This window comes from Xanthobacter sp. SG618 (genome assembly GCF_012932745.1).
In the GTDB taxonomy this organism is placed as follows: Bacteria; Pseudomonadota; Alphaproteobacteria; order Rhizobiales; family Xanthobacteraceae; genus Xanthobacter; species Xanthobacter flavus.
This window is the reverse complement of the sequence record NZ_JABBHL010000010.1, coordinates 135,021-148,206: the sequence shown is the minus strand read 5'-3', so window position 1 is coordinate 148,206 and position 13,186 is coordinate 135,021. Positions and strand designations below refer to the sequence as shown.

The window sequence follows — 13,186 nt, the reverse complement described above, 5'->3', positions numbered from 1 at the left end:
CGGGCGCTCAGGCGAGCGTCCCGTGCGGGATGGGTTCGGGCACCGCGGCCGGCGCGATGGGGGTGAGGCTGGCCCAGTCCGGTTCGGCGGCGCGGCCAAAGCCCGGCGTCTCCAGAAGGCTGCGTGTGGGCAGGAGCCCGCGCGAAACATCGAGGCCCAGCCGCCCGCCGCGCTGGGTGTAGAGGTCAGGATGGGCGTCGAAGAAGGCGCGCGCCTCGCGCTCCGGCGCCGGGCCGAAGCCCTCCACATAATGGTGGCCGTTGCGCTCGCCATGGGCGAGGCCCAGAGCGGCGACGAGGGCGGTGTCCTGCTCGATGCCGAGGCCCGGCTGGCAGGTGAGATCCTCCGCCGAGATGAGGAAGGGCGCGCGCGCCCCGCCCGCATTCCACGCCTTCACCCGCGCCGCGTTGAGGATGGCCTTGTAGAGCCCCTTGCAGCTCTTGGAGGAAACGCCGCGATACCCCAGCGCCGCCGCGCGCGGGAAGGCGTCCGGCGCATCATCCGCCTCGTCGATGATGACCGGCAGTCCATCCAGCGGCGGCAGGGGCGCGGCGAAGGTCTGCGCCCGGTCGAACGGCTGCTCCACATAGAGGAGCCGCGCGCGGAAGGCGGCAAGGCGCGGGCCGTCGAGCGCCTCGGCGAGGGCCATGAGGCGGTCGGGGTCGTATTGCTCGTTGGCGTCCAGCGTCGCCACATAGCCCGGCGCCGCGGCGGCGAGGATGGCGGCGATCTCCTCCAGCCGGGCGATGTCGGCGGCAAGATCCCCACCGATCTTGATCTTGAAGAAGGCGAGGCGCGCCGCCGCGATCTCGGCGGCGAGGCCGTGCGGGCCGTCGAGCGGGTCCATGAGCCCGACCGTGTGGCGCAGCGCCACCGCCGGGGCCGGCGTGAGCGCGGCGAGGAAGCCGCCGATCTGCCCGGCGGAAAGGTCCGGCGAGAGGCGCCCGTCGAGCCCCATCACATTGGCCTTGAGGCCGGCCACGAGGCCGAGGCCCATGGCGCGCAGCAGCGCGTCCAGCACCGCCTTGTCGAGCAGCGCCGGGCCGAATCCGGCGGCGAGCGGCGGCACGCCTTCGCGCTTGCCCCACACGAGCTGCGGCGCCCGCGCCGCCACCGACAGGCCGAAGGCGCTCGAAGGCAGCGCATTGGCATAGACCCGCGCCGCCTGGGCGAGGCCCCGGCGCAGGTCGTCCACGGTGTCGAGGGGGCTTTTGTGCGGCGCCTTGTCGAACCAGCGCGGCATCATCATCTCGGCGGCCATGCCCGTGGCGGGGCCGAAGCCCTCCACCTCCGCCGCGACCTTCACGAAGGCCTGCGGCGCCGTCTCCACCACCGAGGAGCCGAAGCGGAACGGGCGGACGAAGGGCATCAGCCGCTCGCCGATCTCCACCTCGCGGATGGTGATGCGCGGAAAGGGCATGTTCGTCCTCTCAGTCCTGCGGGCCTCAGGCCCGCGCGGCGATTGAGCGAGGTCCGCCGGTACCGGTGCGACCGGCGCCGGCGGCACCTCAATCGAGATGGCCGCGGGCGTAGAAATGTCCGCGGATGGTCTTGGCGAGTTCGGCGAAGATGGGGCTCGCCATCATGTCGAGCGCGCGCGGGCGGGGCAGCGGCACGTCATAGATGGCGGCCACCGAGCCCGGACGATCGGTCATCACCACCACCCGGTCGGCGAGGAAGATCGCTTCCGGGATGGAGTGGGTGATGAGCAGAATGGTCTTGCCCGTCTCGTACTGGATGCGCTGGAGCTCCAGGTTCATCTTCTCGCGCGTCATGGCGTCGAGCGCGCCGAAGGGCTCGTCCATGAGCACGATCTTCGGGTCGTGCACCAGCGCCCGGCAGATGGCGGCGCGCTGCTGCATGCCGCCGGAGAGCTGCCAGGGATACTTGTTCTCGAAGCCGTTGAGCCCCGCCGTGTTGAGCAGCTGGCGCGCCCGCTCGAGATGGCTCGCGCGGTCCAGCCGGCGCACCTCCACCGGCAGCATCACATTGCGCAGCACGGTGCGCCAGGCGAGCAGCACCGGGCTCTGGAACACGATGCCCACATCGTCCGGCGGCTCGGTCACCGCCTTGCCGTCGATGAGGATTTCCCCCGCCGAGGCCGGGATGAGGCCGGCCACCAGCTTCAGCAGGGTGGACTTGCCGCAGCCGGAGGGGCCAACCACGCAGATGAACTCGCCCTCGGAGATGTCGAGGTCCATGGGCTTCAGCGAGGGCACCTCGCCGTCGCGGGTCTGGTAGGTCTTGGCGAGGCCGCGGATGTCGATGAGACGGCGACGGGTCGAAGGACCCTCGTTGCGGGAGATCACGCGCAGGGTGTTGGGTCTGGCCATGGCGCCCTCCTCAGACGGTGACGAAGACGTCATGGCGCTGGCTCGCATGCCACGGGACCACCAGGCGCTCCACCAGGTCGATCACCCAGAACAGCACCACGCCGATGAGCGCGAGCAGGATGAGGGCGGCGAACATGGTGGGCAGCTCGAAATTGCCGATGGAGCGCTGGAGCACGAAGCCGAGGCCGGAATTCGAGCCCACGAACTCGCCCACCACCGCGCCCACCACCGCCAGCGTCACCGACACCTTCAGGCCGGCGAAGATGGCCGGCATGGCGTGGGGCAGGCTCACCATGGCGAAGGTCTGCAGCCGCGAGGCCTTCATGGAGCGGGCGAGGTCGCGCATGTCCGCCTCCACCGACTTGAAGCCCTGCACCCCGGCCACCACCACCGGGAACACCCCGAGCAGGAAGGCGGAAATGACCTTCGGCACGATGCCGAAGCCGAACCACACCACGAACAAAGGCGCGATGGCGACCTTGGGGATGGACTGGGAGAACACCAGCAGCGGGTAGAGATAGGCCTCGATGGTGCGCGATCCGGCGATCAGCATGGCGAGCGGAATGCCGATGGCCGCCGAGAGCGCGAAGCCGGCCAGCGTCGCGATGGTGGTGGGCACCGCCTCGCGCGCCAGCATGGCGCCATCGTTGCGGAAGGCGATCATCACGTCCCACGGGGTGGGAATGAGATAGGCCGGGATCTGGAAGATGCGGACCGAGATGTCCCAGATCGCGATGAGGATCACGAGCAGCCCCACCGGCCGCGCCCACGGCGCGTCGATGACGGCGAGCACGGGATTCCTGTGGCGCGGCGACGCCATGCTGGCTTCCTCCCTTTAGCGTTTTGTCCCGGCCGGGACTCTGTGGTCCCGTTTTAACTAACTAGTGAATTACATTTCCCGGCGCGTCCGTTGTCAAGCCCATGCCGGCCAAGTCGAGGCGGCACCGCAGTAACGCGGGGGCCGCTTTTTCCGCTTCTTTTCTTGCCGCACTGCAGCGTGAGCCTTGAGCCGCCAGCCCTTTCCCGCTTATCTCGGTAGGGGAGGCTTCCACGATGCCGCGTCGCTGTCCAGACACACGGACGATACCGCCCCGGAACGGGGACGCCTGAGCCGTGCGCCTCGTCTGCCTGCCCCATGCCGGCGGCTCCGCCGTGCTCTATCGCAGTTGGAAGGCCGCGCTCGCGGGCCTTGCCACCGTGGACAGCCCCGAGCTTCCCGGCCGCGGTTCCCGCCACGGCGCGCCGGTGCCAGCGAGCCTTTCGGCGCTGGCCGAGGACATCGCCGCCCCTCTCGCCCATCGCCATGTGCCGGTGGCGCTCTACGGCCATTCCATGGGCGCGCTGCTCGCCTTCGAGATGGCGCGTGCGCTCGCCCGCCACGGCGTCACCGTAGCCGGGCTGGTGCTCTCCGGCCGCGCGGCGCCGCATCTGCCGTTTCCCCGGCTCGACCGGCATCTGATGAGCGATGCCGCGCTCATCGAGGAGCTGAAGCGCTTCGGCGGCACGCCCGAGGTGCTGTTCCGCCGCCCCGACATCCTCGCCATGACGCTGCCGGCGCTGAAGGCGGACTTCCGCATGGTGGACACCTATGCCTTCACCCCCGGCCCGGCACTGGCCTGTCCGGCGGTGATCCTCGGCGGCGCCGATGATCCCGCCACCCCCGCCGCCAGCCTCGAAGCCTGGCGCGAGCACATCGCCGGCCCGGTGGCGGTGGAGGTCTGGCCCGGCGGGCACTTCTTCACGCGCTCCGACGAGGAGCGCCTTCTCACTTTGCTGAAGCGCACCCTCTCCGTCTGGCGCGCCGCCCGTGCCTGATCCGTCCTCGCCGGTGGACGCCGCGCGCCTCGCACCGGCCGCGAGCCTCCTCGCCATCGCGCGGGTCGCCGATGCGCCTGTGAATCCCGACCTTTCCATCGCGCTGCCGGCGGGGGAGGCCGCGCGCATCGCCCGCCACGTGAAGGCGGACGACCGCGCCGCCCGCACCGCCGCCTGGAGCCTTGCGCGCACCCTTCTGGGCGCCGCCCTCGGCCTTCCCCCCGCCGACGTGCCGGTGGTGCGCGGCGCGAACGGGCGGCCGGGGCTGGGCATCGCGTCGGATCTCGACTTCAACCTCACCCATTCCGGAAGCTGGGTGGCGGTGGGGCTCGCCCGTGGCGGCACCATCGGAGTCGATGTAGAGAAGGCGCGCGGGCTCGATTTGTGGACCCGCCTCGCCCCCGATTTCATGCATGATGACGACCGCGCCCGCTGGTCGGCCCTCCCCGAGGGCGACCGCGCCGCAGCGGCCCTGCGCCAGTGGTGCGGCAAGGAGGCGGTGCTGAAGGCGACGGGCGAGGGCCTCGCCGGCGACGCCCGCGGCGTGCGCCTGCCCGAAGGTGGCGGCCTCGTGGTGCGCGCCGGCCGCGCCTTCCTCGCCGGCAGCGGCGCTTTGCCCGCCGCCGCCTACGCTTTCGCCGTGGAGGTGGAGGCGCCGATGCTGTTCCTCTCCGCCGGGGCGGGGTGGGAGCGGATGTAGGGGGCGCTTCGACCCCTTCCCACCAACACCGTCATGCCCCGGCTCGTCCGGGGCATCCACCCGTCCGTTCGCCCGGTGAATGGCCGCGAACACCCCGCCCGGCCAAGCTGTGGATCGCCCGGAAAGCCCTAGAGCTGGCGCGTCAGGTTTTCGGCGAAGGAGAGGATGTGGGCGCGGGTGGCCTGTTCGGCGGCATCGGCGTCGCGGGCGGCCAGCGTGTCGACGATGGCGGCGTGCTCGTCCACCACGCGGCGATGGTGGGCGACGTCGCGGAGCGAAACGAACCACACGCGCTGCGCCCGCTCGTGCAGGTTCCGCAGGATCTCGCCCAACACCGGATTGCGCGCGCCGCCGGAAATGGTGAGGTGGAATTCGCGGTCGAGGGCCATCAGTTCCACGATGTCCCCGGACCCCGCGGCGGCGGAGCCCCGACGCACATTCTCCTTCAAAGCGGCGATGACGGCCGCGTCCGCCCGCTCGGCGGCGAGGCGGGCGCAGAAGCTCTCATTGAGCAGGCGCACCTCCACCATGTCGCGCACCTCGTCCTGCGAGATGGGCCGCACGATGATACCCTTGCGCGGCAGCACCTCCACGAGGCCGTCGCGCATCAGCCGGTCGAAGGCCTGGCGCACCGGCGTGCGGCCGAGGCCGAGGGAGGCCGCCACCTGCGCCTCGCTCAGCGCCTCGCCGGGGCGGAAGGCGCACATGATGATGCGCTGCTTGATGACGTCATAGGCCGTGTCGCGGAGGGAGCGGACCTGCGGCGGACCGACATCCTCGGCGATCTCCTGACCCACGTCGCGCGCATCGAGCTGCATGGCGCCTCTCCCCTGACCGGTGCCGGTCGTTCTGCCTTGGCCCCGCCCCTCGCTCAGCCGGCGACGGGAAGGACGGTCACATCATACCCATGACGGATGATCCGGCCCAGCACCGGGTCCTCGATCTCGAACTCGAACCGCTCGGCCGGGCGGATGCCGCCAATGGCCGCGAGCGTGCCGCAGAACATGGCAGTGCCGTCCGCAAAGCCCGGCTCGTAGCCGGCGATGATCTCCTCGGGCGGCAGCATGGCGGCCACCGAGCCCTGCTGGTAGAGCACGCGCGCGCCGTCGATGACCGCATAGGAGCGGATGAGCAGCCTGTCCCAGTGCGGCAGCACCTCGTCCAGCGCCCAGAGGGTGGCGGCGACGGGCTTGTCGCACATCTGCTTGGACACGGTGATGCCGTAGGTCTCGACCTTGCGGTCGGTATGGTCGGAGCCGACGCCGAGCCAGCGCCGGCCATCGGCCTGAAGGATCATGAACTCCACCTCGCCGGACGACTCCGCGCCGGTGGATTCAATCTCGCTGGCGGTGGTGAAGCGGGCGGCGGCGACGCGGTAATAGATGGGCGTCGAGGCCGGGCGCGCGACGCCCAGCTCCTCCAGCTCCACGATGTGCTTTTCCAGCGCGACCTTGTCGCGGCCGGTCCAGCCCGCGATCACCGCGTGGCGGATGGCGAGCGTCTCCGTGCGGCTCTCGCCGCCGGCATGGAGGGTGAAGGTGAGCTCGGTGCCCATCGGGATCTCTCGTTCAGGAAAAGGAGAAGAGACCGGCGCCTCCGAAAGGGGGAGGGAAAGGAGGCGCCGGCCGCACGCTTCGGCCGAGGTCAGTTCGGCGTGCGCGTGTCGAGAAGGGTCCATTTTCCGCCCTTCACCTCGAGGATGTAGACGGGCTTCACGGCGTCGCCGTCGGTGAAGGAGATGGCGCCTTCGAGGGCCTGGTAGTCCTTCAGCTTGGCGAGCTGGTCGCGGATGGCGGCGCGCTCCTCGGCGAGCTTCGCCTTGTCGCCGGTCACGTTGGCCCGCTTCATCGCCTCCGAATAGAGGTAGACGATGTCATAGACCGAGGCGTCCATCTGGTTCGGGTCGGTGCGGTTGAGGCCAGCGGCCTTGGTGCGCTTGCCGAACTCGGCGGTGAAGGCCTTGGTCTTGTCGTTCACCTCGGGGAAGAAGGTGGTGCCGATGGTGAGGTTGTCGCCGGCGCCGTCCATGCGCTTGGGCAGCTCGGGATCGGCGATGGTGGTGCCGCCGATGATGCGGGTGGAGACGCCCTGGCGCTTCAGCTCCTTGGCGAGGTTCACCGCGCCCTCGGGCGGCGAGCCGAGGCCGACGATATCCGGCGCCATCTGCTTCAGCTGCGCCACCTGGGGCGACAGGTCGAAGGCTGCGAGCTGGAAGTCCACCGAGCCCTTGGAGGGGATCGCATACTTCTCGAACATCTTCGGAACGACCACCGTGCCGATGGACTTGGACACCACGTCGTCGGTGGCATAGGCCGCCGCGCCCGAGGCCATGGGCAGCTTCTTGTCTTTGATGGCGGCGAGCACCTGGTCGATGACCTTGCCCTCGTCCGTGGTGTTGCGGAAGCCGTAGGTGAAGCCCTTGGTGAGGCCCGGGGCCGAGGAGGCCATGGACATCTGCGCGAGGCCCTCGCGCTCGCCCACCGGGAAGGTGGTGCGCACTTCCGAGGACGAGAACGGGCCGATGACGGCGAGCGCGCCGGCATCCTGCGCGAAGGAGCGCAGCGCGGTGGTCGCCTGCTTGGGATCGCCGGCGGTGTCGAACTTCACCACCTTGATCTTCTTGCCGTTGATGCCGCCCTTGGCGTTGATCTCCTCCACCGCCATGTCGACGGCCACCTCATTGGTGTTGGCGAGGCTCACATAGGGGCCGCTCTTGGCCATCATGTAGCCGAGGACCAGCTCGCCCTCGGCCCGCGCGGCGCCGGAGGCGACCAGCGCCGCCAGAAGGCCGGCACCGAACAGCACGCTCTTCTTCATGTCCCGTTCTCCTCTGTGGCTCTTGTTTTCCGCACGCTCAATCGCCGCGCGGGCTTCACCCGAGGGCCCATGGGCCCTCGGACCCTGGTTCAATGGGCGGCCGACCCGCCGCCGAGATACGCGTCCTGCAAACGGGGATCGGCCGCGAGCACGTCGGGCGCGCCGGCCATGGCCACGCGGCCGAGTTCCAGCACGGTGGCGGAATGCGCCGCCTTCAGCGCCTTGCCGGTGTTCTGCTCCACCAGCAGCACGGAGAGGCCCTCGATGTTCAATTCGCGGATGAGATCGAACAGCTTGGAGACGAACAGCGGCGAGAGGCCCAGAGAGGGTTCGTCCAGCATCATCAGGCGGGGCTTCGCCATCATGGCGCGGCCGATGGCCAGCATCTGCTGCTCGCCGCCAGAGAGGCAGGAGGCGGCCATGTGGCGGCGCTCGGCGAGGTTGGGGAAGCGGTCGTAGATGGCCGCCATCTCCCGCTCCACTGCCGCCGTGTCGCGCCGCATGTGGGCGCCGAGCCGCAGATTCTCTTCCACGGTCAGGGTGATGAGGATGCGCCGGCCTTCCGGCACCAGCACCAGCCCCGCCCCCATGCGTCGGTGCGGCGGCAGGCGGGTGACGTCGGTTTCCGCAAAGGCGATGCCCCCCGCCTTGGCCGGCACGGCTCCGAGGATGGCCTTGAGCAGGGTGGACTTGCCCGCGCCATTGGCGCCGAGCACGGTGACCACCTCGCCCTCGTTCACGGTCAGCGACACGTCCGAGAGCGCCGCGACGCGGCCGTAGGAGACGGAGAGGCCGGAGACTTCGAGCAGCGCCATGGCTCAGGCCTCCTCGTCCGTGCCGATATAGGCCTCGCGCACCAGCTTCTCCTGCCGCACGCGGGAGAGCGGGCCCTCGGCGATTTTCTCGCCGAAGTTCAGCACCACCACGTTCTCGCAGATCGAATCCACGAAGTGCATGTCGTGCTCCACCACGAGGAGGGTGACGCCCTTCGCCATCAGCGCTTTCAGATGATCGCGCAGCGCGTTGGTCTCGCTGGGATTGAGGCCGGCGGCGGGCTCGTCCAGCATCAGCAGGCTGGCGCCGGCCAGCGTCGCGCGCACGAGGTCGATGCGCTTCCTCACCCCATAGGGCAGCGCGGAGACCATCTCGTCCGCCCAGCGGCCGAGGCCGCTCTCCTCCAGCGCCGCCCGCGCCTCGCGCTTCCAGCGATGATTGGGGAAGAGGCGGTAGGGGGTGAGCAGCGCACCAAGCGAGGAGGCGCGCACGTGCTGGCCCACCAGCAGGTTTTCCAGCACCGAGAGGTGCGGCATCAGCCGGATGTTCTGGAACGAGCGGGCGACGCCGGTGGAGATGCGCTTGCGCGACGGCATGTGCGTCACGTCCTGCCCGTTCACCTCGATGCGCCCGGCATCGACGCCATAGACGCCGCTGACGAGATTGAACACCGTGGTCTTGCCCGCCCCGTTGGGGCCGATGAGGGCGGTGGTGACGCCCTTCGGCACGGTGAAGGAGAGATCGCGGATGGCGCGCACGCCGGCGAAGGATTTCGACAGGCCGGAGATGGCGAGAGCAGCGGACATCACGCGGCCTCCGCCTTGCGCCGGAACAGGCGGAACAGGGAGGACGTCACCAGCCCCTGCGGCCGCACCGCCATGAACAGGATGATGAAGACGGCGAAGAGGGCGTAGCGCCACTGGTCGGATGCGCGCAGCAGCTCCGGCACCAAAGTGAAGAAGGCAGCGCCCACCAGCGGTCCCCACACCGTCTGCGTGCCGCCGAACAGCACGTAGAGCACGGTGAAGACCGAGAGCAGCACGTTGAAGTGCTGGGCTTCTACGAAGCTGTAATGGTGGGCGTAGAGCCCGCCGCCGAAGCCGGCCACCGCCGCGCCCAGCGCGAAGGCCGCGACCTTCATGCCGCGCACGGAGACGCCGAGCAGGTCCGCCACCGTCGCGTCGCTCTTCACCGCCGTGAGGCAGAGCGCGAAGCGGGTGCGCGACACGAGCAGCATCAGCACCACCACGCCCGCCGCCGCCGCATAGACCACATAAGGCCCGGCATAATCGGTGACGGGATAGCCCGCGGCGCCGCCCACCACTTCCAGATTGAGGAAGACGGCGGAGATCACCTGCCCGAGGGCGAAGGTGGCCATGGCGAGATAGATGCCGTGGGTGCGCAGCACCGGCACGCCGATGAGGAGGCCCACCAGCCCCGCAAGCCCAGCGCCGAGCGGGATCGCCGCCCACATGGGCCACATATATTCGTTGGTGAGGAAGGCCGAGGCATAGGCGCCGATGGCCATGAAGCCGGCGATGCCGAGGTTCAATTGCCCCGCCGCGAGCGGCAGATAGACCGCATAGGCGGCGATGACATTGAAGGCGAGGACGACGAGGACGCCCGTCAGATAGCCGCTCATCACAGCTTCTCCCGGCTGGCGGCGCGGCCCATGAGGCCCTGCGGACGCACGATGAGGATGAGGAGCAAGAGGCCGTAGACGGAGATGTTCACCACGTCCGCGCCGATGAAGGAGATGGACAGCACCTCCGCGAGGCCGATGACCAGCCCGCCCAGCACCGCGCCCCAGATGGAGCCCATGCCGCCGACGATCATGGCCGCGACGCCCTTGAAGCCGACGCCCTCGCCCATGAAGGGCGACACCTGCTGGTAGTTCACCGCGAACAGGATGCCGGCCAGCGCCGCCAGCAGCGCCGAGGCGATGAAGAGCTGCGGCACGAGGCGGGAGATGTCGATGCCCATGAGCAGCGCCGTCTCGCGGTTCTCCGCCACTGTGCGGATGCGCCGGCCGCCGGCGGTGGAGGACAGATACCAGGACAGGAACGTCACAAGGCCGAGGGAGAGCGCCAGCGAGATGAGCTGCGCGATGCCGATGACGAGGCCGCCGAGGCGGATGTTGAGGTCCGGCAGCAGGGCCGGGAATGCCTGCTGGTCCGAGCCGTACTGGATCAGCATCAAATTCTCGAGCAGCACCAGGAAGCCGAGGGAGGAGACCAGCGGCACCTCGGGATCGCCCCCCTGCATGGGCCGGTAGGCGAAGCGCTCCACCAGCAGCGAGACGAACGCCGCCGCCGCCAGCGCGCCGGCCGCGGCGATGAGGAAGGGCCAGCCCGCCTTCATCAGCCCGAAGGCGAGCATGCCGCCCACCATGAACAGGCCGGGCAGCGAGAAGTTCAGGAAGTTGAGCACGCCGATGGCGAGGGTGAAGGCCACCGCCACAAGCATGTAGATGGCCCCGAGCATGAGGCCGTTGACGATCTGCTGCGCGAGCATGGGCCGGGGCAACCTTCCTCTCGAACGCCGGACGCAGGCACTGCCCCTCCCCTTCCGCCTGAGGCGTCGCCCTCCGACGATTGCGGACGGCACGGAAGCGGGGCAGCGATTAGTTTTGATACAAAGCTATTTTTGACGTGGCTTCAAGCTGAAATTTCAGGCGGATTTCACTGCATTGCAGCATAAGGGACCTACCCCTTCCAGCCTGTGCTGGCAATCTTTTGCGGGGATTTCCGCGCGCCGGGACCAGGCCGGACTGCCCGTCGGGGAGGCGACGTATTGCCCATCGGGGCGGCAGGCGGGCGCCGGAAAAAGGCCCAGCCCGGCTCCGGCCCCGATCTTGCTATCGCCCTTTCATCCCCGTTCGCGATGCCAGGGCGTGTCACAGGTCGACCAAATTGTCGAAGCCCCGACATCGTTCGAGACATGAGGCTGCCCCATGAAACTCATCGTCGAACGCCTGGTGGTCGAAAGCCTGGTGGACGCCTTCCCGGACCAGGCGCACCTGCTCGCCCAGCCGCGTCTTTCGAGCCGCATGGAGCTGGGCCTCGATGCGCTGAAGCCCGACGAGCTGGCCCACCTGCACGAGCTGGTGCTGAGGACGGGCGGCACCACCATTCGCGGGCAGGAGGAGCAGCTCGCCAACCTCGTCGGCGTGTTCCGCGACGAAGGCAAGCGCTTCGGCGCGGACGAACTGGAGGATCTGGCGGGCGCCATCGCGCTTTATTTCGTCAAGCACTGCATCCGCGGCTGGCTGTTCCGCATGAACCCCTCGGGCAAGCCCGAGCCCTATCTCATCACCCGCCTCGACTACACGCCCCCCGGCGAGGAGGAGGCCGGCCGGCTGATCGTGGAACTGAAGGCCAACAACCGCGGCAAGACCCATGTGGAGAATTTGCTGATCCGCTCCAAGGACCTGCGCGGCCTCACCATCCCCGGCACGCTCGCCGCCAAGGGCTGGCTGATGGAGGACGAGGGCCTGCTCAAGTCCTTCGACGACCAGATGGTGCGCTATTTCGAGTGGCGCGGCCGCTATGGCGAGCAGTTCTCCGGCCGCGGCACGGGCCTGTTCGCCGAGGACCCCACCGCCAACCGGCGCGACACCGACTGGGCGCGCAAGTCCACCGTGGTCCTCTCCTCCTCCGGCAGCGAGGCGCGGCTCGTCAATGACGAGGAACTGCTGGGCGAGCGCACGCTCGGGACGGAGACCTCCGGCTTCTTCCTCGACAAGATCGTGAAGAAGGCGGACAAGCAGAACCTCTTCCACATGGCCGTGGACGAGGCCTTGCGCGCGGCGAAGGACAGCATCCCCAAGGGTGCCTTCACCGACATGCCGGTCCACCCGCTGATCCTGATGTTCCATCTGGAGCTGCACCACCATGTGTGGGTGCATGTGGACGACATCCGGCCTTACGAATACCACCCGGAGCTGAAGCAGAAGCTGGTTCTGCCGCCGGAGCAGACCGACCTCATCGACATTCTCACCGCCGAGATGAACACGTTGATGGACGACGTGGTGGCCGGCAAATCCGGCGGCACCACCGTGCTCTGCGCCGGCCCGCCCGGCGTCGGCAAGACGCTCACCGCCGAAGTCTATTCCGAGATCATCCAGCGCCCGCTCTACCGGGTGCATTCCGGCCAGCTCGGCCTCGACGTGGCCCACATGGAGCAGGCCTTGAAAGATGCGTTGACGCGCGCCCAGCGCTGGGGCGCGGTGATGCTGATCGACGAGGCGGACGTCTACATCAAGCGCCGGCAGGACAACCTCACCATGAATGCGGTGGTGGGCGTGTTCCTGCGCGTGCTCGAATACTTCAACGGCCTGTTGTTCCTCACCACCAACCGGGTGGACGACATCGACGAGGCCATCGTCTCGCGCTGCATCGCCCTTATCAAATATCACTCCCCCGGCCCGGACGACCGGCGGAAGATCTGGCGCGTCATGTGCGACCAGTTCGGCCTCATCCTCTCCAACGAGCTCATCGATACGCTGGTGGAGATGTTCCCGGAGACCTCCGGCCGCGACATCAAGGGCCTCGCCAAGCTGGTGGCGAAATACTGCTCGCAGAAGGGCGAACCGCCCTCCATCGACGCCTTCCGCCGCTGCGCCATCTTCCGCGCGCTGGACGTGCCGCCGCTCGCCTGAGCGGCCTCCCATAGGGCACCCCCATTGCCCTTGACTTACCCGCCCGGTCCCTCGGGCGGGTCTTTTTTGTCTCTCACGCCGTTGAAA

The 13,186-nt window shown here is 69.0% G+C and carries 13 protein-coding genes; 3 read left to right on the top strand and 10 right to left on the bottom strand.

All coding sequences use genetic code 11. From position 1 onward, the window contains the following. Positions 1 to 7: 7 nt before the first annotated feature. The 3 genes from FHT36_RS22550 to FHT36_RS22540 all read right to left on the bottom strand — a co-directional run bounded on the left by FHT36_RS22550 (position 8) and on the right by FHT36_RS22540 (position 3,153). The gene (locus FHT36_RS22550; RefSeq protein ID WP_169124703.1) at positions 8 to 1,420 is read right to left on the bottom strand and encodes an enolase; all 1,413 of its coding nucleotides are present in this window, start codon (positions 1,418 to 1,420) and stop codon (positions 8 to 10) included. A gap of 88 nt (positions 1,421 to 1,508) precedes the next feature. Then, on the bottom strand, positions 1,509 to 2,333 hold the full coding sequence (locus FHT36_RS22545) for an ABC transporter ATP-binding protein (protein WP_169124702.1): 825 nt from the start codon (positions 2,331 to 2,333) through the stop codon (positions 1,509 to 1,511). Between the two features lie 10 nt (positions 2,334 to 2,343). Then, complete coding sequence (locus FHT36_RS22540; RefSeq protein WP_169124701.1) at positions 2,344 to 3,153, bottom strand: ABC transporter permease; 810 nt, start codon at positions 3,151 to 3,153, stop codon at positions 2,344 to 2,346. A gap of 293 nt (positions 3,154 to 3,446) precedes the next feature. Between FHT36_RS22540 and FHT36_RS22535 the strand changes: the two genes are divergently transcribed. Further along, positions 3,447 to 4,148 (top strand): alpha/beta fold hydrolase, encoded by a 702-nt coding sequence (locus FHT36_RS22535; RefSeq protein ID WP_169124700.1) that lies wholly within the window; start codon positions 3,447 to 3,449, stop codon positions 4,146 to 4,148. Continuing rightward, positions 4,141 to 4,848: a 4'-phosphopantetheinyl transferase superfamily protein gene (locus FHT36_RS24915; RefSeq protein ID WP_169124699.1), complete on the top strand. Its 708-nt coding sequence runs from the start codon at positions 4,141 to 4,143 to the stop codon at positions 4,846 to 4,848. The genes FHT36_RS22535 and FHT36_RS24915 overlap by 8 nt, the downstream gene beginning before the upstream one ends. 128 nt (positions 4,849 to 4,976) lie before the next feature. On the opposite strand, the gene FHT36_RS22525 is transcribed toward FHT36_RS24915, so the two are convergent. The 7 genes from FHT36_RS22525 to FHT36_RS22495 all read right to left on the bottom strand — a co-directional run bounded on the left by FHT36_RS22525 (position 4,977) and on the right by FHT36_RS22495 (position 10,953). Further along, positions 4,977 to 5,666: a GntR family transcriptional regulator gene (locus FHT36_RS22525; RefSeq protein ID WP_169124698.1), complete on the bottom strand. Its 690-nt coding sequence runs from the start codon at positions 5,664 to 5,666 to the stop codon at positions 4,977 to 4,979. Between the two features lie 53 nt (positions 5,667 to 5,719). Continuing rightward, on the bottom strand, positions 5,720 to 6,403 hold the full coding sequence (locus tag FHT36_RS22520) for a DUF2848 domain-containing protein (protein ID WP_169124697.1): 684 nt from the start codon (positions 6,401 to 6,403) through the stop codon (positions 5,720 to 5,722). An 89-nt stretch (positions 6,404 to 6,492) separates the two neighbouring features. After that, positions 6,493 to 7,665 (bottom strand): ABC transporter substrate-binding protein, encoded by a 1,173-nt coding sequence (locus FHT36_RS22515; RefSeq protein ID WP_169124696.1) that lies wholly within the window; start codon positions 7,663 to 7,665, stop codon positions 6,493 to 6,495. An 89-nt stretch (positions 7,666 to 7,754) separates the two neighbouring features. After that, positions 7,755 to 8,480, bottom strand: coding sequence for an ABC transporter ATP-binding protein (locus tag FHT36_RS22510; protein WP_169124695.1), 726 nt, complete (start codon positions 8,478 to 8,480; stop codon positions 7,755 to 7,757). Positions 8,481 to 8,483: 3 nt separating this feature from the next. Beyond that, positions 8,484 to 9,245 carry an ABC transporter ATP-binding protein gene (locus tag FHT36_RS22505; protein WP_169124694.1) on the bottom strand — a complete coding sequence of 254 codons (762 nt, stop codon included), beginning with the start codon at positions 9,243 to 9,245 and terminating at the stop codon, positions 8,484 to 8,486. After that, the gene (locus FHT36_RS22500; RefSeq protein WP_168461421.1) at positions 9,245 to 10,081 is read right to left on the bottom strand and encodes a branched-chain amino acid ABC transporter permease; all 837 of its coding nucleotides are present in this window, start codon (positions 10,079 to 10,081) and stop codon (positions 9,245 to 9,247) included. The genes FHT36_RS22505 and FHT36_RS22500 overlap by 1 nt, the downstream gene beginning before the upstream one ends. Continuing rightward, positions 10,081 to 10,953 (bottom strand): branched-chain amino acid ABC transporter permease, encoded by an 873-nt coding sequence (locus FHT36_RS22495; protein WP_169124693.1) that lies wholly within the window; start codon positions 10,951 to 10,953, stop codon positions 10,081 to 10,083. The genes FHT36_RS22500 and FHT36_RS22495 overlap by 1 nt, the downstream gene beginning before the upstream one ends. Positions 10,954 to 11,392: 439 nt before the next feature. Between FHT36_RS22495 and FHT36_RS22490 the strand changes: the two genes are divergently transcribed. Then, the gene (locus tag FHT36_RS22490; protein WP_169124692.1) at positions 11,393 to 13,099 is read left to right on the top strand and encodes an ATP-binding protein; all 1,707 of its coding nucleotides are present in this window, start codon (positions 11,393 to 11,395) and stop codon (positions 13,097 to 13,099) included. The last annotated feature ends 87 nt before the right edge of the window (positions 13,100 to 13,186 follow it).

Excerpts from the sequence above, each read along its gene's own strand:
- FHT36_RS22510 (WP_169124695.1), bottom strand. The coding sequence starts at position 8,480 with ATGGCGCTGCTCGAAGTCTCCGGCCTCTCCGTCTCCTACGGCCGCGTC.
- FHT36_RS22500 (WP_168461421.1), bottom strand. The coding sequence starts at position 10,081 with ATGAGCGGCTATCTGACGGGCGTCCTCGTCGTCCTCGCCTTCAATGTC.
- FHT36_RS22515 (WP_169124696.1), bottom strand. The coding sequence starts at position 7,665 with ATGAAGAAGAGCGTGCTGTTCGGTGCCGGCCTTCTGGCGGCGCTGGTC.
- FHT36_RS22550 (WP_169124703.1), bottom strand. The coding sequence starts at position 1,420 with ATGCCCTTTCCGCGCATCACCATCCGCGAGGTGGAGATCGGCGAGCGG.
- FHT36_RS22495 (WP_169124693.1), bottom strand. The coding sequence starts at position 10,953 with ATGCTCGCGCAGCAGATCGTCAACGGCCTCATGCTCGGGGCCATCTAC.
- FHT36_RS22520 (WP_169124697.1), bottom strand. The coding sequence starts at position 6,403 with ATGGGCACCGAGCTCACCTTCACCCTCCATGCCGGCGGCGAGAGCCGC.
- FHT36_RS22540 (WP_169124701.1), bottom strand. The coding sequence starts at position 3,153 with ATGGCGTCGCCGCGCCACAGGAATCCCGTGCTCGCCGTCATCGACGCG.
- FHT36_RS22525 (WP_169124698.1), bottom strand. The coding sequence starts at position 5,666 with ATGCAGCTCGATGCGCGCGACGTGGGTCAGGAGATCGCCGAGGATGTC.
- FHT36_RS22545 (WP_169124702.1), bottom strand. The coding sequence starts at position 2,333 with ATGGCCAGACCCAACACCCTGCGCGTGATCTCCCGCAACGAGGGTCCT.
- FHT36_RS22505 (WP_169124694.1), bottom strand. The coding sequence starts at position 9,245 with ATGTCCGCTGCTCTCGCCATCTCCGGCCTGTCGAAATCCTTCGCCGGC.
- FHT36_RS22490 (WP_169124692.1), top strand. The coding sequence starts at position 11,393 with ATGAAACTCATCGTCGAACGCCTGGTGGTCGAAAGCCTGGTGGACGCC.